Source organism: Paenibacillus timonensis, from assembly GCF_022427145.1.
Classification (GTDB): domain Bacteria; phylum Bacillota; class Bacilli; order Paenibacillales; family Paenibacillaceae; genus Fontibacillus; species Fontibacillus timonensis.
The window spans coordinates 13,896-31,230 of record NZ_JAKSXN010000050.1 but is presented as its reverse complement, the minus strand read 5'-3'; the positions used below and the strand labels follow the sequence as shown (position 1 = coordinate 31,230).

The following is a 17,335-nucleotide window of genomic DNA, read 5'->3' as shown; positions in this document are numbered from 1 at the left end:
TTCATTCTGAAATGTCGCATGAGAAAATAAAAAGCCATCCGCTCCCCCTCGGGGACAGATGGCTTTGTTTTACTTTTGGGACCGCTGGATTATTGCCTTCAACAGCAGCGCCTGTTGCTCCAGGACATCGTTTAACATTTCGTACAGGGTGTCCAAGGTGATTTCGGTTGATTTGGGTTTTTGCTGCTTGCGTTCCTCATGCCTTTTCACGATCTCCTCCGCTTTTACGCGGACCGGATCAGCGGGAATATGAAGATGCACCGCTTGGGGGGCCGGTTTTTTATTTGCCATCCACGACCACCACCTTTAACTGTGCATTTCGATCCAATCCCACGGTCTGAAGCAGAAACTCCCCGGGCTCGTCGCTGCTCACGACAAGAGAGCCCTTGCCCTTGGAAACTTGGACGGTCCGCTGGAGACCGTTTAAATCGACGATAAGTGACTCGCTCGCGTCCTCTAGATCTTTACCTTGCCAATCGGTCAGATGGACCTCAACGGCCATCTTATCCGATCCGCCGGCTACGATGCTTTCTTTGTCTGCCTTGAAGGTCGCGGACGTTCCTGCAAAGAGGTCGCTAGTCTGCAGTGCATTCAGAAGTTCATCCCCATGGCCGGAGGCTTGCAAACTGATAGGCACTCCGTTCTTGTCTTGGAGTTTCGCCTTTATGATGGGGTTGAGATAGATTTTTCCGCCAAACCGATACAAAATGAGGAAGTTGTCTGCCCCTCCATACATTTGAGGGCGAGTGTTGTATTGTGCGGTTCCTACTGAAGGGTACACGCCGAAATGATTCTCATTTCTGTATTCAAACTTAGCGTAAAGAAATTGATTGTCGAGTAATTGATAGGTGCCGGCAACGATTGAGAAAGAAGCACTCGCAAGGGGATTCAACACATAGATATGCCCACCGAGAGTTACGGAATTGCCGTTATCGATAATTGGGTTTGGCGATATGACCATCAATCCCTGCAATCTCGCAATCAATCCCCAGGTTCGGATGTCATCCAGAAACTCTTCCTCAATCCCTTTGCTATGAAAAGAGTAAACCGCAAACCTGCTAAAAAATAAATCCATATTGCTCGGAAGGCCATTGAAAGTGATTACGACCGTGTTCGTTAATTGGGGTTCGGCAAATCGGATATAAGGAGCGCGATCCTTCCCATCAAGGATCCCATTATACACTTCCTTATATTGATTATCGTCATAACCGATTTCCACGATACAGTTAAAAGGTTTGTCCTCATTAGGTTCGGGAATAAACTCAAATGAAACCCCTTGGACAACGGATTCTTCAACATAAATTGTTATGGACTGAGGATACCCCGTCCCTCTTGGAATCCGCCACCAATTGTATCCTCCCGAACTAGAATAATAATAGGGTGCGGTAGGCAAGCCTTGCAATTCACCGCCGGTAATGTCGACTCCGCTGTATTTTGCTATGTTTTTGCTTAAGTTACCGGAAATCAAATGGTGACGCTCTATAGCTCCACTCTCGATCCCGTCCTTGCCAATCTGCGGCGCATCCCCCTCTAGACCGGTATGCCGGTGGACTTTGCCTTTATTGATAAACTGATCCAGCACCTCAATGTTCGCATTCTGCGCTTCTCTCCTTACGGTATCGGAAGGTTCAAATGCATTGAGTCCACTTGGTAGTCGCTTAGGCATCAAGTTCTCTCCTTTCTAATCGCTTGGGGTTTCCATACCTCCAACTGATCCCAGGTCATGTGCATCGCCTCAAGTTCATCCCAGGTTAAGTCCGCCGCATCCAGTTCATCCCAGATCAGATAGGTGTAACGGAACTCCAATTCCAGATGAGCCGGGATGATTTCGCGCAGCACCTGTCGCATGTCCGCTTCGTTCGGCGGCTTGCCCCGCGTTCCGATAAACGTGATCACGACTTTGTACTGGGAGAAAATCTCCTCGACCTTGATCTCTCCGTTCTCATACGAATCCGCAACGTTTTTGATCACCTCAAGCGTAACCGTCCCGGCTCCCCGGAGCTTCGACTTGATGACCGAACGCCTTTGGTCATAAGGCTTACTCTCGTCCACGGGGATCCCGCAGACGTTTTCCCAAAGACCAAGCCCCCAAGTGGCATGCTCAACGAAAAACTGCTTAAGGACATCCAGGATCCCCCAGTTGAGATCAATCAGCTCCTTCGTCTCTTGAGTGATCAAATTGCCGGTGATTCCAGGCCCGCCTTCATTCCCTTGCAGCGCGTAGTATTTCGGGAGATAGTCGGTCATATCCAGCGCGATATCGCGTTTCAATTCAAACAAATCACTAGCCAACGAAATCCACCGCCCCGGCTACCGCCACCTGGTCTTCTTCGATTTTCAGGTTGCCTTCCACCCCATTGAGCTTCAGTTCCTTAAAATCGTCCACGTTCTCAATATCCAGCAGCAACCCAAAAATCCGGTTGTAGGGGACAGACTTCGTTTTAAAAGCAATGCTGGCCAAAAACTGTTCCAATTTATTGGCGAACTCGTTTTTGATTTCCGCCAGATCCGCTCCAGAGGCTGGAGTCAAGCGTGCGGAGACGTTGACTTTAACCTCGCCGGCACCAAAAACCTTCACATCTGCCCCTACGGGACGTCGTTCGTCCACTGCCGATTGAACCTTGCCGATGATCTCATCATTAGGCTGCCGCTTATCCTCGGACAAGATCGATAATTTCACGGTCCCCCCGCCCTTCCAGGTTGGGAATACCTTCACATCGCCAACGCCGGGAACCTCCATGGCCCATTGCCGATAGTGCCAGGCATTTCCGCTCGTCGCCGGCCGGCGGACCCGGTCGAAATACCGGCCGAGCAGCGATTCATCGGATTCCGTTTCCGCGCCGTTTTTAAATTCCTCGGGATTCGTGACGGATACGACCCCGGTCAAATTACCAAGCATCAGCTTGATTCGTCCGGCATCGACATTCCCCCGGACGCCGCCAAGGGCGGCTTCCGCTTTCACTTTTGCGGCCCCTTGCTTAATCACGCCCTTCTCGGTGGTTACAAAAACAATGGCTTCCTCCTCGTCGGTGGAAACCAACGTCCCTTTGGGAATGACGGTGTCCTCGTCCCCTATAAATACGACTTCCCCCGCTGCCTTCTCGCTGGGGCGCCGGGTCACTCCCATCTCGGCCGTTCGTAAATCCAGGAATTCGGACGGCTGGTCCGGACCGGCAAAACCGAATTTCAACACGTTTTGCAAGGCAATATAAGCATGGGCCAGTTCAATGGCTGCGGGCGAGAGCAGGTCGAAGGTAACCGATCCTTGGCGGGTATCGATCCCTGCCGGCGAAGCTTCCCTCATCCGATTCAAAATGGCTTCTTTGGTTTGATCTTCAAACACGTTAAAGGCTCACCTCCTGCTCGATGGCTACATCGGCGGTTATTACCGTAAACGTAACAAACAGCTTATCGCTATCCCTCACGATCTGAAACTGCTCGACGGCCTGAATCCGGTCATCTTCTTTGAGTGCTTCCGTAATCACTCGGGTAATCTCGCTTTGCAGCAATTGCGGAGAAATATCCTGTCCCAGCAAAGCTTCGATTTCGCACCCATATTGGCTGTTATAAATCAAATATCGATACCGGGCCGTCAAAATGGCTTTCTGAATACTCTGTTTGATCGCTTCGATTCCATCCATGGATTTTTCTGCGACTTGACCTGACGTGAAATCAAGCACGTAAGTCCTGGATGGAAGCGGGAGGGACTTGACCTCTTCATACCGCTCTTCCCTGTTTTGCAGCGGAGATAATGGCATTAATACATCACCGCCCGATCCAAAATGAGATAGGTTTGCCCCTGGTTGATGCCAACTACGATGACGCGATCGTCCTTTTTGAGTTCGTCGAGGAATTCGAGTTCGGCTTCTTTAATCGTTTGGTCGGCGGAAGCAAGCCCTATGGACGAAAATGAAATTTCGTTGATTTGACCATTTCCGTCAGGAAGCATTTCAAATCCTACACTAGGCGAGGTCGAACTCACTTCTGTTTTCCCCTTGCTCGTCAAATTGATCTTCCTCTTGAAGCTCGTCAGCGACTGGGCCACGATCAGATCATCCTTCTCCAGCTCGACGTTCATGTGATCCACCTTGATCTTGAGCTGCGGCGGCGCCGAGGTCACCGTGGCCAGTTCGAAGGTAATCTCGGAATTGTACCCGATCGTTCGGATCAACTGGACCAGTTGGCTTGCACCTGATCCCTCAATGCGTTCCACTATTTGGCCCCCTTCTCTTCCTTGTACTCCATCTTCGGAATGTCGTCCGTCGCCGATAGCGTCAGCGACATCGTATGGCTCCCGCTTTCAAACTTGTGCTCGTCGGCGGATACATAGTAGCCGCCGAGAATGCCCGTCACCGACTCCTTCACGTAGACGCAAGCGCCGGAAACGACATCCGGGATGCCAAGACACTCGATCTGGGCCTGGTCTTCGATGGTGGACAGATCCTTCAACAATTGTTTGGCCCGCTGTTCCATTTGGGATTTGGTCATATCCTTCTCGGGCTTCTCCAAGTGCTGCATCACGCCAAACCGTTTGATCAATTCTCCGTCCTTCGCGCTGGCCGATAGTTCCTTCTTCTTCCCGTCGCCGCCGACCACCTTGATCTGGGTGCGCGTCTCTTCAATGGATTGCGAATAACTGGCATCCAGCAGATTCACTCCGTTCTCCAGGACCCATTTCCCTTTCTGCTCTTTCCTGGCGAGCACTTGCAGCTTGCCTTCCTTGGAGCTGATCCAAAAGTGCTGCCCGTTTTGCTTCTGGGTTTCGGTCAACGCCATGACCATCATTTCAAACAGCGTTTTGTCCCGGAAAACGAGCTTGGGGATCACGTATCCGGTATCGTGAATCTCGCCCGTCGGAATCGAAAATTCATTGCAAAGTCGCTTGATGATGGCGGAAGCGGATTGATTGCGGTAGATTTTCGTATCCTTGTTTTTGGTCAAATAAATATTTTCATCGTAGGCCGTTAACGTCATTTGTCCTTTGGCGTTCATCTGATCCGCAAACAACACGCCGCGGAACAGCTCCTGCTTCTCGTCCAGCAATAGGCGCAACTCCGCGCCTTTCTCGAACTTCATGTGCAGATCGCGAAGATCGCCGGTATTGGTCATTTCCACGACGAGCTTCCGTGCCGCCTGTTTGATATCCCCGGACCAGCTGATCGATTTGACGATCGGATCCAAATACACGTTTTGCTTGTCATCCTTATACGTGATGCTCCAGCTCATGACGGAATCACCAGCTTCTGGCCGGGAATGAGCCGATCCGGGTTTTTGCCGATGACCTTTTCGTTGGCCGCGTAAATTTCCTTCCAACGATCCCCGTTGCCGAGCGTGCGTTGCGCGATTTTCCACAGCGTATCCCGGGGAACGACGATATAAAATGCCGGAGTTGCCTTGGTATCCGGCCGATGTTCGCCGGTGATCACCATGGCCTTGCCCGAACCGGAGGTTTCCACCTGGCGGAACTCCACCTTTTTGTATTCCTTCAACTCCAGTTCGTAAAACACGTCACCCGGATTCCCGGCGCGTTCGCTATACTGGAAGGAACGGATCGTCACCAGCAGTTCTTCGATTTTCGTTCCCGTCACGTTAAACCGGATCGGCTTTCTGCTGTTCATCCACTTCTCGATGCGTTGGACCGTATCCCAAGGTTTCGGCACGTCCACGTATTCGCAATAACCGGGGTGGTAATCCCGCGGGAAAAACGACCCGAACGAAAACTCCCGCAAAACCGCTTCCCCGATCACCGTATACTCGCCAAGCTGGGTGACCTGTACGTCATCGTAACCGTACGAGCTCTTGACCGCGATCTGCTCCGGATTGACGGGCAAACGCAGCTTCTCCTGTTCATCCAACGTCTTTAACCAAAATTCCAGTGACGCCATCAGGCCATCAGTCCTCCCGCTGCTTTGATTTCGCGGGCCAACGCTCGGGCAATCGCATCGATATCCGACTCTTGGCGAACGTTAAACGTATTTCCCGAGATCGAGATGGCGGCTCCCGCGCCGGCACCGCCTGAAAATTCGCGGTTTTCCGCGGCCGTCATGACGCGTTCGCCCTTATGCAGCCGGGCCATCATGCCATCATAAGGAACGTAATCCAGGCCGTGGTAATGGCTAGAGGCAGGACCGCCGGAAGAACCTGAGGTTACCGTGACTGAGGCGTTTGCGTCATCCCCAAAAAAGGTGTTCCAAAGCGCTTTGGCTTGGTTGATCTTCTCCATGACCGGTTCCAGCAAGGCGTTGAATTTATCGGCTATAAAACCCGCTGCCTTCTGCAGAAGCGCCTGGATGCCTTCAATTATCCAAACCAGGATGTTCCGCATGTCTTCCATGTGATACTTCACGAGGTAGGCAATCGCCGCGAACGCGGCGCCAACGGCCAAGCAGGCTATAATCAGCGGAGCAAACGGCGCGGCAAGGGCAATGGCGGCCGTCGCCGTAGCATACAACGCAGGCGCAAAGACCGTAAGCAATACCGCACTGACCCCAATCAAAAAGGCCGTCAATACTTCGGCGTACTTCATGAAAAACTCAATCACCGCAACCAGCGCTTCCCCGAACGGCAGAAGAAGATCGCCAAGGGGCGCGAGCGCGATCGTTAGTCGATTCTGCATTGCTCCGTACCGGTCGCTATAGCTGTCCAGCGTCTGCCCCTGACTGATCATCCCTTCCTTGCATTGGTTCATGGAGGCTAGGATGCCGTTAAACTCCACCTTTCCTCCTTTGAGGGCCGTGACCAGATCACCGCTGACCTTTTTGCCGAAAATCCCCGTGGCGTATTGCATCGCTTCGCTTGCGGTTTTCGCTTCCCTGATTTTGGCGGCGACTTCCGCGAAACCTCCGGCAGGAAGCTTCTTGGGATCCTTGAGCGCATCGCCGAGCGGATTCAAACCGTCTTTTTGCCATTTGGCCATAAGAGCCATCGATTGCTCGAAACGTAGGCCCATGTCTTGAAGCGGTTCGCCCATTTGACCCATTTGATTCATCAGCCCGAGCATATCTACTTTCCCTGCGCGGCTTGCGGCAAAGAACTGTTCCAGCATCACTTCGCCTTCCTTGGCCTTGTAGCCCCAGGCCGACATGGCGGCTGCCGCGGACTCTGCGGCCTGGGCGCTATCCGTTCCGGTTAATCGGGAGGCATCCAGCAGCATCTTGGTTAGGCCTTCCAGATCCTTCCCGGTTAGCGAGGTTTCACGGCTCAAGACCCCCATCGCTTTGCCGACTTCACTTAGGCTTTGGGGAACCTGGCCTCCCACCGTCCGGAAAGACTGGGCAAGCCGGGCCAATTCTTGCCGCGAAGCCCCCGAAGCGGCCCGCAGCTCGCCATAGGCGTCGCCATAAGATTTGGCGGCTTCGAGGATTTTGTCCTTGGCCGAAGACAACTGGCCTACGGCACCGCTTATGACGCCGGCAATGCCTCCGCCACCTTCCTCGTTCGACGCATTTTGCGCACCCGGGTCAGGTTGCTGTTTCTTCTTGAAATAAATCGGATCCGTGACCAGCCCGCCTAAGGACTGCCTTATTCTCGCGATCTGGCCAACCAGTTTGGATTTCCACGGCGCAATCTTGTTGCCGACGGCTTGCAGCGCTTTACCTGCGCCCTGCTTTACCGAATTCCAAGTCTCTAGAAATCCGGTGCCGATTCGGGAAGCCGCTGATTTGACTACAGCCTCCAGTTTATTGATTTCCGCCATCATGCTGCCGACGCTGCCGGCGTTCCACATTTGTTCGCTCATCCTGGACATGCTGCTGAGGTCATGAATGGCTTTCGTGCGGGTATGAAGCTCGCTCATCGCTTTGTTGTATCGTTTCATGTTGTTTATGCTTTTGTTGGTGACATACTCGTTTGCATTCTTTTGATTGTAGTAGTTACTCAATTCCCTAACCTCCTGACTAGAGCGACCCTACGATTTCATCCTGCGGGCGGCCCGCTCCTGTTCTTTGCGCACCTTCTCCTCTTCTTCCAGCTGGAGCATCATCGACGCATACATAAACCGTTTCACTTTCTCGTCCTTGTTGTACACTTCGTCCGGAGGGATATGATGGCGTTGGAAAATGAGATGCAGCAAGAAGGCTTCCCCGCCCGCCTGAATCAGTTTTTTATTTCTTCTTCATCGCTGTCGAAGCCGCTGATCTCCAAAATTTCTGCCGACAGCTTGGCGATTTCTCCGGCCAGCAGCAGTCCGAGGATCGCTTCCGTCGGCGTGCCGTATTTCTCGATCAGCTCCTTGGCGGACCAATCCGGGACGAGGCAGGCTTTCTGAATGACCAACGCCCCGAACTGCTCTTCGTCCAGCACCTTTTCGCGTTTGTTGCCTTTCCCGACATAATGCGTGCACTGCTCCTGAATCTTGTTAATCGTTTTGCCGTCGAGCGCCTGGATTTGAAAATCGACGCCAAGCCGTTTGATCGGAACATCCTTCTTCGGTTTGCTCTCCGCGCTTAGCAGAGCTTGAAGCACGTTTACTTGTCTGTTCTCCGTAATTGCCATGTATTCTTCATCCCTTCATCGAATTATGATTATGAACTACATGCCTGCCGGAAAAAGACATAGAACCCGGAAATGCTCATTCCTAGGCCCGGGTTCGATGCCTTCCAGCTAAACGCTTATTCCGCCACGAGTTTATCCATCAATTCGTAGCCGGTAAAGTTAAACGGAAGCTCTTCTTCGACGATCGACCCGACTTCAAAGTGCATCAGCGGGATTTTATCGAAGGTAACTCCCTTCAAGCGCACCCGATACGCCCCGTAGGACTCGGGGTCTTCCAGCTTCAGAATCAGCTCCGTAGTAAAGACGCCTTTCTTATCGTCAGCGATTTGCCCGATCAATTCGACGAATTCCGATGTTACCTTGTAGCCCGTAATGGTGCCGGAACCGCTTAAACCCGTGACCTTATGAGCCGTCCAGCGCGTTCCCGAACGCTTGATTTCCTCTTTCGAAATCTCCACGTTCGCTTCGGCCGATTTGACATTGGTCAGCCATCTACCGTCGTAATACACATATCCATAAGTCCCGTTAATAACGCGGGTTGAATCCAACATTTGAGTCCCTCCTATTTAGATCGTTTTTCGTAAGAAATTACACCCGAATGGTCAGGAAAATCCGTTCCATGCTATCGATTTCCGTAAAGGCGATCAACAGGTATACCGTATCCCCTTCCGATTTGCGATCCGGGTCAAGCGTGACCTCAATGTCCGTCAATACGTTGCTAAGCTCCAAGCGCTCCACGTAAGCCTTCACCGCCGAAATCAGCGCCGCCTGGCCGTCCGCGTTATTATCGAGCTTGCCGATATACGAATCGGCTGCCGCTTTCGTCACGTCCGTGGAAATGGCCTGCCGCGCGCGCATCGCGCGGATTTTATTTTTACTGGTCACCAGCCCTTGTTCGACCTTCACCTTTTCCCCATCGTGCACCAGTACCAGCGATCCTTTTTGCAGAGCCGCATTGATTTCGGTATTCCGCAAGCGTTTGGATACGTCGTTGGCATAAACCGGAGCATACGTAATCGACTTATTGATGCCCGTTCCGGCAATCAGACCGGCGATATAAGGAGCATACCGGGCGGAGCTGTACACCGTTCCGTCAAGGGTAACGCCGGAAATGAGGTTAACGGCGTAATCGTCCTTCAGATCGACGCTGCGCTGGTTGCCTTTCGCCGGGTCCTGGTCGTCTTCCGCCGTACCGCCGAAGACGGTCAGGAAATGCTTGCCTTCGTCTTCACGACTGTCCACGCACCAGGCCAAAGTCGCCTTCTGCTCGCTAGCCGGAACTTCGTCCGGATACACGAATACGTTAAAATGCCGCGTGCTGAATACATCACGAATCGTTAAGTAATCGGCCGCAGTCAACTCCGCGCCTTCGGACGGCTTCGGCACCGTGTAGACCAACACTTCTTTGGCGCCGCCGCGCAAGGCGAAGCGGATCGGTTCCACGAATTCGGCGCCAAACCATTCGGCTGCCTCAGCTTCTTTCTCGACGGTGAAGAATTGACCCGCCGTCGCTTTCTTATACTGGATCAGCGGCAACGCCACCGTTCCTCTTGCGCCGCCCTGGATTTGCGCCGCAGCGGCTTCGGTGAAATTAATGTACAGCCCCGGCCGAACCGGCAAGCTGGTTGGATCCCATGTTCCTCCCATAATCTCAAAACCACCTTTCAATTGTTTGTCATGCGTACTTCCATCCGGTTGATCTTATCGTGCGGTTTGAACGCGACCGGCTCCCGCGCCGTGGTCTGCAAGGTGCCGCTGCATTTGTGCAGGCCGTTCTCCAGTTTCTCGGCAGCCGCGATGGTGATCGAATCGATGCGAAGCCATCCGGCTTCCGCTGAAGCCGCCTCCTTTTCGTTCATGAGGTAACGGCTTAACGTCTCCATCGCCACAACTGCGGCTTCGGCCTGATTTGCGTAATAAACCAAGGCGTACTGCCGCTCGATGGAAGTCTGGCTTAACGAATCGCTTTTGCGGATTTCTTGCTTCAGGGTGACCGAAAACTCCCCGGATACCGGCGCAACCGGCTCCTCAAACCGGTGAACCGTCGCCTCGGAAAACCGGGTCCTAATGCATTCGGCCAGGCCGCTGACCTCTTCGGCCATTAACATCTGGAACAACACTCCTTTCGGCCGACTCTACCGTGGTGCCAACTATTGGTTCAATGGATATCAAATCCCCCGCTTCCTTGTTCGATTTCCGGCTTTCTCCGAATTGGCCGCAGTTCGGATTATAGACGGGGCGAGATCACGCGAATAGGATGAAATTTTTTCACCTGGGGTGAAAGGAATTCATCCTACCTCTAAGCCGAAAACGTTGATATACTAGGATTATCTGTAAACATATGTAAGCGTGGGGGAGTCATGGATATGGAGCCGATTCGGGTGATGTTAGTGGAGGACGATCCGTTCTGGAGGGATCATATCAGCGCGGATTTGGCCGAGGAGTCGGATATTGAAGTCGCCGCACTCGCGACAACGAAGGAAGAAGCGATAGAAGCCGCTACCCGCCAAACCTTGGATGTCGTTCTCATGGACATCAACTTGACGGGAAACAATTTGGACGGACTTGAAGCCGCCGAACACATCTTGCGGATCCCCGCCCAAGAGACGGTCAAAGTGATCATGTTAACTTCCATCTCGGAGGCGGATGTCATCATGAAGTCGTTCCGCCTCGGGGCTTTGAACTACATCAATAAGTCCAGCTGTAAGGATATTTTGCAGGCCATCCGCGATGCCCATCGCGGACGCGCCTCCATTCATTGCGATGCCGCACGGGTCATGCGCAATGAAGTACAACTGATGGAGCTGACGCCGATGGAACGCGAAGTCTTTGATTTACGGCGCAATGGGCTCAGCAAACGGGAAATTTCGGAGAAGCTTCAGAAATCGGCCAACACGATCAAATCGCAGCTGCGCAGCATCAAAAACAAACTAACCAACTTCAAGATAGATTAAGGTGATCCACACCGTGGCGTTCCCGGGCCATTTTTTCCTGCGTACGGTTGCGCGCCTTGAATCGGTACCTGGGAAAATGCAACACCAGCACCGTACCTTTCCCCGGTTCGCTGACGACGGTCAGACTACCGCCATGCTTGTTCATCACGCTGGTGCAGTAGGATAAGCCAAGCCCGTAATTTTGCGCATTTTTTTTCGTCGTAAAAAACGGCTCGAAAATTTTCGTCAGATGCTCCTGCGGGATCCCAGCTCCGTTATCCTTCACCTCGATCCGAAACTCCCGTCGGGTTGACGAGGTTCGCAAGGCAATCGCTCCGCCACGGTTCGGCAGCGCATCCAAGGCGTTGCGGATCATATTCGACAACATCTCCCTGACATGCACGGGGTCGCAGAGCAGCAGTCCGTCCGTCTCATGGCTGGCCGACAGAACCACCGGCTTGTTCTCCACGAGCGTACGCGCCGAATCAAGGATGGAATCAACCAGATCGTGAACGTCCTGTTCGCTTTCGTCAAGCTCCACATCCTCGGCTTTCTCCTTAATCCGGTTTACCATGTGCAGTAAATGATGCGTGAGTCCATGTACCTGCTCGATCGTTTGAGCCGCCTTGCCGTTTTGTCCCGCACGAAGGAGAGAACTGCATTTTTCCGCTAAATAGTCGATTTTCTGAATTTCGTTTTTGATGGAATGATTGAGGATGGAGACGCCCATCGTCAACGTTCGAAGCGAATGGTCAAGCCGTTCCCGTTCGATCTTCAGCTTAATGCCCAGAAACCCGTACCGCGCCGTATAGAATAGAATCATTACCACCGCCCCCAAAATCACGACGAAGTTGGCCTGCCACATGCCGTTGCTCTTCAGATCGAAGCTCCACCATCCCATTTTCAAGGCATCAAACCCCAAATAATCGCTCGTGTAGGCCCATAACAGGACGACCGGAATCAGGAGCGCCCGCCTTCTGCCGCTGCGAACCGCCGGATCCCGTTCGCGAACGTAGGCTAAATAGTAGAAGACGCAACCGAGAACAATATAAATGCCGTCCCACCAGCGAAAACGATCCAGGTCAAAGGAGTTCCACGGCTCGTTCATCAGATGATCCGCAAGCAAGGCGAAAACGCCGAGGGCCAGAAGGATCGACAACCCTCTTTTGGTCCGGAGCGCCATATCCCCCCCGAGCCAAAGTCCGCCCATGCAAAACACAAAGGGTAAAGTGTAAAAATAGATGTGCATGGCGACGACGGTGGATAGGTACAGCAACCGGCTGACGATTTGGGGCAGCCATGGTTCTTCGCTCCATACCGGCATGATCGACAAATGCATCGCAAAGGCATAGCTGGCCGAGCTGCCAAGCAATATCGTCAGCGTAATCCAAATGTTAGCGACCTTCTTCCGGTTGAAGAGGAAAAAACCGCCTAGCAACCATAATGATACGAACATGAGGATATAAAACATCTTCATCCGACTCAGACTCCTTCAGATCTAACGAATTCCACTCTTTTCTGTCATAGTACTTATTTTCTGTAAACTAACTTAATTCCTGCTATACTTTAGTTTATATTTCCATTCGCGATCACGAAAAAAAAGACCCCTGCCAACGGAGAAATCCCGTTAACAGGGGTCTATTCCACTTGTCCTCTGTCGGACGATAGGGTTAGCTTACTTTAACACATCCAGCGCCGGCAGCCTACGCCCCTCATAATCAAACAAGGTCAGGTTGGCCCAGTTATTGTCGTGTCCGACGGACCACTCCGATTTGGCTGGAATCCAGGCCGGTTCCAACCAGTAAAATCCGGTCCCCCATCCACCTGGCGTATCCTAGCGCCTTGATTCGCTTCGCCATCAGCAGCGTCCGTTCCAGATTGCAGAACCCGCCGGGCGGTTCGTTCCAGATCCGCAGCCGGATCGAGTTGACTCCGCTGCGCTTTAGGAGGACGAGCAAATCCTCCTTCGCTCCGTCCTCTGCGAACGTCCCCCCGGCAACTTCGATTTCGTCCAGAAACGACACATCCATGCCGTTGATAACCGGCCTCGTCATCACCTTAAACCTCGCGCTTCAAAATCGCGATCCCGTTGACCGGCAGCTCGATCGCACCGCCTGCCGTCAGGCCGCTTTCGGCATCGGTATAGCTCCGTCCATCCAGCTCGACGCGGGCGGCGCGGCCGGAGAAGTTCTGCACGAAGACGTACTCGTGCGTACCGTCCGTCCGCAGCTGTGCGGTCACGCCCGCCGGCAGGTCGACATCCAGCGCCCGGCGAACGCCGGCATCCTGGACAAGCCTGCCGTAAAGCGCTTCGTAGAAGGCCGGATCGCTGACGCGGGCGGCCAAATAATACGCTTTGCCTTGGCCTAGCTCGTTTACCGTCAAGGCCGGCATCCCGGCGTAGAAATCGTCACGGTAGACGCCCAACACCTTGGAGCCTTCCGCATGGATATGCTCGCACAGCTCATGGATCTCGTACGTACCGCTCAGGCCCAGCGGATTCCCTTCTCCCAGAATCAGCGCGTTGCGGTCGTGATCATGCAGGCCGTCGATTTCCTCCGCCCACACGCCCAGCGTCTTGCGCAGCGGTCCCGGGAAGCCGGTCAGATGGCACAGGTCGTTCTCATCGACGATGCCCGACCAATACGTCACGAACAGGGTGCCGCCGTCCTTCACGAACTGCTGCATCTTGGCTCCGGTTTCTTCCCGCAACAAGTAAGCCATAGGTACAACGAGCAGCTTGTAGCTGCTGAAATCGTCAAACGAGCCGATGATGTCGGTTGGCACGCCCAACTCCCACAAGGCGCGATACTGCTGCATGACGGTCTCCTCATAATGGATGCCTTTGTTGCGCGGCCCCTGTGCATCGTTGACCGCCCAGCGGTTATCCCAATCGAACAGGATGGCCGCTTCCGCCGGAACGGTGGTACCCAGCACCTCCGTTAGTCCGGCAAGCGTTTGGCCCAGCGATGCGACGTCCTCAAACACGCGCGTATGCTCATGCCCGACATGGTCGATGACCGCGCCGTGGAATTTCTCGCTGGAGCCGCGGCTTTTCCGCCATTGGAAATATTGCACCGTGTCGGAACCGTGGGCCACCGCTTGCAGCGAGGAGAGCTTGTGCATCCCCGGGCGCTTCAGCTTGCTGACCGGCTGCCAGTTGGTCAGGGACGGCGTGCTCTCCATCAGCATAAACGGCTTGTGCTTCAAGGATCGGAACAAGTCATGGTTAAATGCAAACCAGGAACCTACGCCGGCGTCAGAATCGGCCTCATGCCACATCGGGTAGGCGTCCCAGGAAATGACGTCCACGACTTTCGCAAACTCGCGGTAATCCAGCCCGTAGAACAGGTCCATCATATTCACCGTGCAAGGCAGGTCGGGGCTGATCCGCTTCAGCGGTTTTATTTCATGCTGGTAAAAGTCGATCGTTTGGTCGGATACGAACCGGCGCCAGTCAAGGTTTTGCCCGTGCACCATCATTTCGCCGTGCGGGGCCGGGGACTCCACTTGCGACCAGGACGTATACGTATGGCTCCAGAACTTCGTCCACCAGGCGCGGTTCAAGGCGTCCAGCGAACCGTATTTCTTCTTAAGCCAGGTGCGGAAAGCATCCTGGCAATAGTCGCAGTGGCATTCCCCGCCGTATTCGTTGGACACGTGCCAGCCGACCACCGCCGGGTGACTGGCGTAGCGTTCCGCCAGTTGGGTATTCATCTGCGTCACTTTTTCCCGGTAAACAGGGGACGTAAAGCAGTGGTTATGACGCATGCCGTGGAGGTTGCGAACGCGGTTCTTCTCGACGCGCAGCACCTCCGGATACTTCTCCGACATCCAGGCCGGGCGAGCACCGCTAGGCGTGGCTAACCAGGCGTAAATGCCGTTCTCGGCGAAGGTATCGAGCACGCGGTCCAGCCATTCGAACCGGTAAACGCCCTCCTCCGGCTCCAGCGAAGCCCAGGAGAAAATGCCGATCGCCATCACGTTGCAATGGGCCAGCTTCATCAGCCGGATATCTTCGGCCAGCACCTGCGGATCGTGCAGCCATTGGTCGGGGTTATAGTCGGCACCGTGCATGAAGACCGGCAATTTGCCGCTGATCGGCGGAAATTTCATCGGTTTTGTGCTTCTACTCATGAATAAATCCTCTCCGTTCCTTCTAGTCTGTATCGAGGTTAGGTGTTGTTCCATGTTCCATATTGCTATGAAAGAAAAGGAGGGGACGGGCGTCCCCTCCTTTCACCCAGGCCTGCTTATTTGGTTTGAGCGGCAAGAAATGCGTCGATTTGGCTTTGCAGCTCTTGTTGAATTTTATCCAGACCGGCCGCTTGCAGCTGTTTGTTCAGGTCGGCTTGACCTTTCTCCAGATCTTTGATCAGGCCGTATTCCAGCGGAATGGCGTAACGCAGCATCACGTTGCCTACGTTCGCGACTTCGTTCTTCACTTTGGAATCGTCAAACACGAAGGTTTCCAGCGGGAAGTGGTACACTTTGGACTGCCAATCCGCCAACATTTTAGTGCCTTCTTCCGGGTAGGAAGAGTCCGTGCGGTTCAGCAGCGAGTTCCAGCCCCATACGGAGTAGCCCGACAGGTTGTAGTTGTTGAAGCTTGGTCCCGGGCTATACTTGTCATCGCCGATCGGCTCGTAGTGCTTACCGGCGATGCCGTACATCGTCAAATCGTGAATTTCCTTATCGTTTTGCAGCAGGTCGATCAGCATCAGCGAACGCTCCACGTTTTTCGAAGTCGCGTGAATCGCCATCCCGTTTTGCGTGGAAATCGCCCCGATTTTCTTCTTATCCGGTGTGAGATCCGCAACCGTTACTTCCATTTCCGGCTTGTCGCGGCGGACTTCGCCGACGTTGCTCGAAATCGTCCCCAGGTTTTGCGCGTAAGAGGAGGTCTTGCCGGCTTTGATGTCTTGGAAGACGTCGTTTTTGTTGCTCACGATATTCTTGGACCAGCCGTTGTTATCGGCCAAATCCTTATAATACTTAACCAGCTCGGTGAATTCCGGCGTATCGTATACGTTGAACACTTTTCCCGTTGCATCGTCCAATTTGTAAGCGAGCGGGAAGTTGTAGTCGACCAGGTTCCATTCGTTTTGCTGCTCCAGCAAAATTTGATCCAGCTCATGCCATTTCCATCCATCAGCCGGTTTGGCGCCAAAAGGACTGATGCCTTTCTCGCCCGCCCCGATCGCTTTCAAATAAGCGGCGTAGGTTTCCGGGCTGTTGACCGGTTCCAGATTATATTTCTTGCGCAGGTCTTCCCGAACCAATACGACCTTGTCGGTCACTTCCTGGTTGTTGTTCGGCACCATGTATTGCTTGCCGTTCACCTTGGATTGATCCCAAGAGGCTTGCGGCATCGCTTCCCAAGTCTTCGGAGCGTACTTCTGCAGCATCTCGTCCGTCAGCTCTAAGAAACCGCCTTTCAACACCTGGTCGTTATAGAAAGCCCAGTTCGCGGTGTAAGCGATGTCAAAATCTTCATTGGCTGCGAATTTCAGCGGATATTTCTGGGTCCAATCGGCCCAATCCAGAAACTCGGTTTCGACGGTTGCGTTGATTTTCTCTTTCAGCAGCTTGTTAAGCTCGCCGTAAACCTCGTCATAATCCGCCGGCTTGCTGCCGACCATCAACAGCTTCAGCGTCACTTCCTGGGACGTATCCACCGCCCCATCGGTTGTTGCGGTATTGGTCGCCGCGTTGTTCGGAGCCGCCGTATCCGGGGCGTTGCCGCTCCCCGCGTTATTGTTCCCGCCGCCGCAAGCGGACAGCAAGGTCGTCAACGCCAGTACCATAGCCACAAGAAACGTTGCTTTCTTTTTCAGCTTCATGACCGATGTTCCCCCTAAAATTATGATAGGAAAAGATTTGAGTTGCTTCCTCTATCTGATAACCGG

The 17,335-nt window shown here is 53.5% G+C and carries 20 protein-coding genes; 1 reads left to right on the top strand and 19 read right to left on the bottom strand.

The genetic code is table 11. The features are described from left to right. Positions 1 to 69 precede the first annotated feature (69 nt). The 14 genes from MJ257_RS18380 to MJ257_RS18315 all read right to left on the bottom strand — a co-directional run bounded on the left by MJ257_RS18380 (position 70) and on the right by MJ257_RS18315 (position 10,601). Positions 70 to 291: a hypothetical protein gene (locus tag MJ257_RS18380; RefSeq protein ID WP_240270604.1), complete on the bottom strand. Its 222-nt coding sequence runs from the start codon at positions 289 to 291 to the stop codon at positions 70 to 72. Beyond that, positions 281 to 1,666, bottom strand: a complete 1,386-nt coding sequence (locus MJ257_RS18375; RefSeq protein WP_240270603.1) for a hypothetical protein — start codon at positions 1,664 to 1,666, stop codon at positions 281 to 283. The genes MJ257_RS18380 and MJ257_RS18375 overlap by 11 nt, the downstream gene beginning before the upstream one ends. Continuing rightward, positions 1,666 to 2,292, bottom strand: coding sequence for a putative phage tail protein (locus MJ257_RS18370; RefSeq protein ID WP_240270602.1), 627 nt, complete (start codon positions 2,290 to 2,292; stop codon positions 1,666 to 1,668). The genes MJ257_RS18375 and MJ257_RS18370 overlap by 1 nt, the downstream gene beginning before the upstream one ends. Then, entirely contained in the window at positions 2,285 to 3,343 is a 1,059-nt protein-coding gene (locus tag MJ257_RS18365) for a baseplate J/gp47 family protein (protein ID WP_240270601.1), read from the bottom strand. The genes MJ257_RS18370 and MJ257_RS18365 overlap by 8 nt, the downstream gene beginning before the upstream one ends. A gap of 1 nt (position 3,344) precedes the next feature. Next, the gene (locus tag MJ257_RS18360; protein WP_240270600.1) at positions 3,345 to 3,758 is read right to left on the bottom strand and encodes a DUF2634 domain-containing protein; all 414 of its coding nucleotides are present in this window, start codon (positions 3,756 to 3,758) and stop codon (positions 3,345 to 3,347) included. Next, a complete protein-coding gene (locus tag MJ257_RS18355) occupies positions 3,758 to 4,213 on the bottom strand; it encodes a DUF2577 family protein (RefSeq protein ID WP_240270599.1) in 456 nt (151 codons plus the stop codon). Before MJ257_RS18355 ends, MJ257_RS18360 begins: the two co-directional genes overlap by 1 nt. Further along, positions 4,213 to 5,226: an XkdQ/YqbQ family protein gene (locus tag MJ257_RS18350; RefSeq protein ID WP_240270598.1), complete on the bottom strand. Its 1,014-nt coding sequence runs from the start codon at positions 5,224 to 5,226 to the stop codon at positions 4,213 to 4,215. The genes MJ257_RS18355 and MJ257_RS18350 overlap by 1 nt, the downstream gene beginning before the upstream one ends. Next, the gene (locus tag MJ257_RS18345; protein ID WP_240270597.1) at positions 5,223 to 5,885 is read right to left on the bottom strand and encodes a LysM peptidoglycan-binding domain-containing protein; all 663 of its coding nucleotides are present in this window, start codon (positions 5,883 to 5,885) and stop codon (positions 5,223 to 5,225) included. Before MJ257_RS18345 ends, MJ257_RS18350 begins: the two co-directional genes overlap by 4 nt. Further along, on the bottom strand, positions 5,885 to 7,879 hold the full coding sequence (locus MJ257_RS18340) for a phage tail tape measure protein (RefSeq protein WP_240270596.1): 1,995 nt from the start codon (positions 7,877 to 7,879) through the stop codon (positions 5,885 to 5,887). The genes MJ257_RS18345 and MJ257_RS18340 overlap by 1 nt, the downstream gene beginning before the upstream one ends. 27 nt (positions 7,880 to 7,906) lie before the next feature. Continuing rightward, positions 7,907 to 8,071 carry a hypothetical protein gene (locus MJ257_RS18335; RefSeq protein WP_240270595.1) on the bottom strand — a complete coding sequence of 55 codons (165 nt, stop codon included), beginning with the start codon at positions 8,069 to 8,071 and terminating at the stop codon, positions 7,907 to 7,909. A gap of 23 nt (positions 8,072 to 8,094) precedes the next feature. Continuing rightward, positions 8,095 to 8,493, bottom strand: coding sequence for a phage tail assembly chaperone (locus MJ257_RS18330; RefSeq protein WP_240270594.1), 399 nt, complete (start codon positions 8,491 to 8,493; stop codon positions 8,095 to 8,097). Positions 8,494 to 8,609: 116 nt separating this feature from the next. Beyond that, positions 8,610 to 9,044 carry a phage tail tube protein gene (locus MJ257_RS18325; protein ID WP_240270593.1) on the bottom strand — a complete coding sequence of 145 codons (435 nt, stop codon included), beginning with the start codon at positions 9,042 to 9,044 and terminating at the stop codon, positions 8,610 to 8,612. A 37-nt stretch (positions 9,045 to 9,081) separates the two neighbouring features. After that, positions 9,082 to 10,140: a phage tail sheath subtilisin-like domain-containing protein gene (locus MJ257_RS18320; RefSeq protein WP_240270592.1), complete on the bottom strand. Its 1,059-nt coding sequence runs from the start codon at positions 10,138 to 10,140 to the stop codon at positions 9,082 to 9,084. A 17-nt stretch (positions 10,141 to 10,157) separates the two neighbouring features. Further along, positions 10,158 to 10,601: a hypothetical protein gene (locus tag MJ257_RS18315; protein ID WP_240270591.1), complete on the bottom strand. Its 444-nt coding sequence runs from the start codon at positions 10,599 to 10,601 to the stop codon at positions 10,158 to 10,160. 258 nt (positions 10,602 to 10,859) lie between these two features. Here MJ257_RS18315 and MJ257_RS18310 point away from each other — a divergent pair, with 258 nt between their 5' ends. Next, positions 10,860 to 11,447 carry a response regulator transcription factor gene (locus MJ257_RS18310; protein WP_240270590.1) on the top strand — a complete coding sequence of 196 codons (588 nt, stop codon included), beginning with the start codon at positions 10,860 to 10,862 and terminating at the stop codon, positions 11,445 to 11,447. Here the strand turns inward: MJ257_RS18310 and MJ257_RS18305 are convergent. The 5 genes from MJ257_RS18305 to MJ257_RS18290 form a co-directional block, all read right to left on the bottom strand. Continuing rightward, complete coding sequence (locus MJ257_RS18305; RefSeq protein WP_240270589.1) at positions 11,434 to 12,903, bottom strand: sensor histidine kinase; 1,470 nt, start codon at positions 12,901 to 12,903, stop codon at positions 11,434 to 11,436. The two genes, MJ257_RS18310 and MJ257_RS18305, sit on opposite strands and share 14 nt — an antisense overlap. A 198-nt stretch (positions 12,904 to 13,101) precedes the next feature. After that, a complete protein-coding gene (locus MJ257_RS25010) occupies positions 13,102 to 13,224 on the bottom strand; it encodes a hypothetical protein (RefSeq protein WP_372489852.1) in 123 nt (40 codons plus the stop codon). After that, entirely contained in the window at positions 13,169 to 13,480 is a 312-nt protein-coding gene (locus MJ257_RS18300; RefSeq protein ID WP_240270588.1) for a glycosyl hydrolase 53 family protein, read from the bottom strand. The genes MJ257_RS25010 and MJ257_RS18300 overlap by 56 nt, the downstream gene beginning before the upstream one ends. A 4-nt stretch (positions 13,481 to 13,484) precedes the next feature. After that, on the bottom strand, positions 13,485 to 15,563 hold the full coding sequence (locus tag MJ257_RS18295) for a beta-galactosidase (RefSeq protein ID WP_240270587.1): 2,079 nt from the start codon (positions 15,561 to 15,563) through the stop codon (positions 13,485 to 13,487). A gap of 116 nt (positions 15,564 to 15,679) precedes the next feature. Next, positions 15,680 to 17,269 (bottom strand): ABC transporter substrate-binding protein, encoded by a 1,590-nt coding sequence (locus tag MJ257_RS18290; protein WP_240270586.1) that lies wholly within the window; start codon positions 17,267 to 17,269, stop codon positions 15,680 to 15,682. Between the last annotated feature and the right edge of the window lie 66 nt (positions 17,270 to 17,335).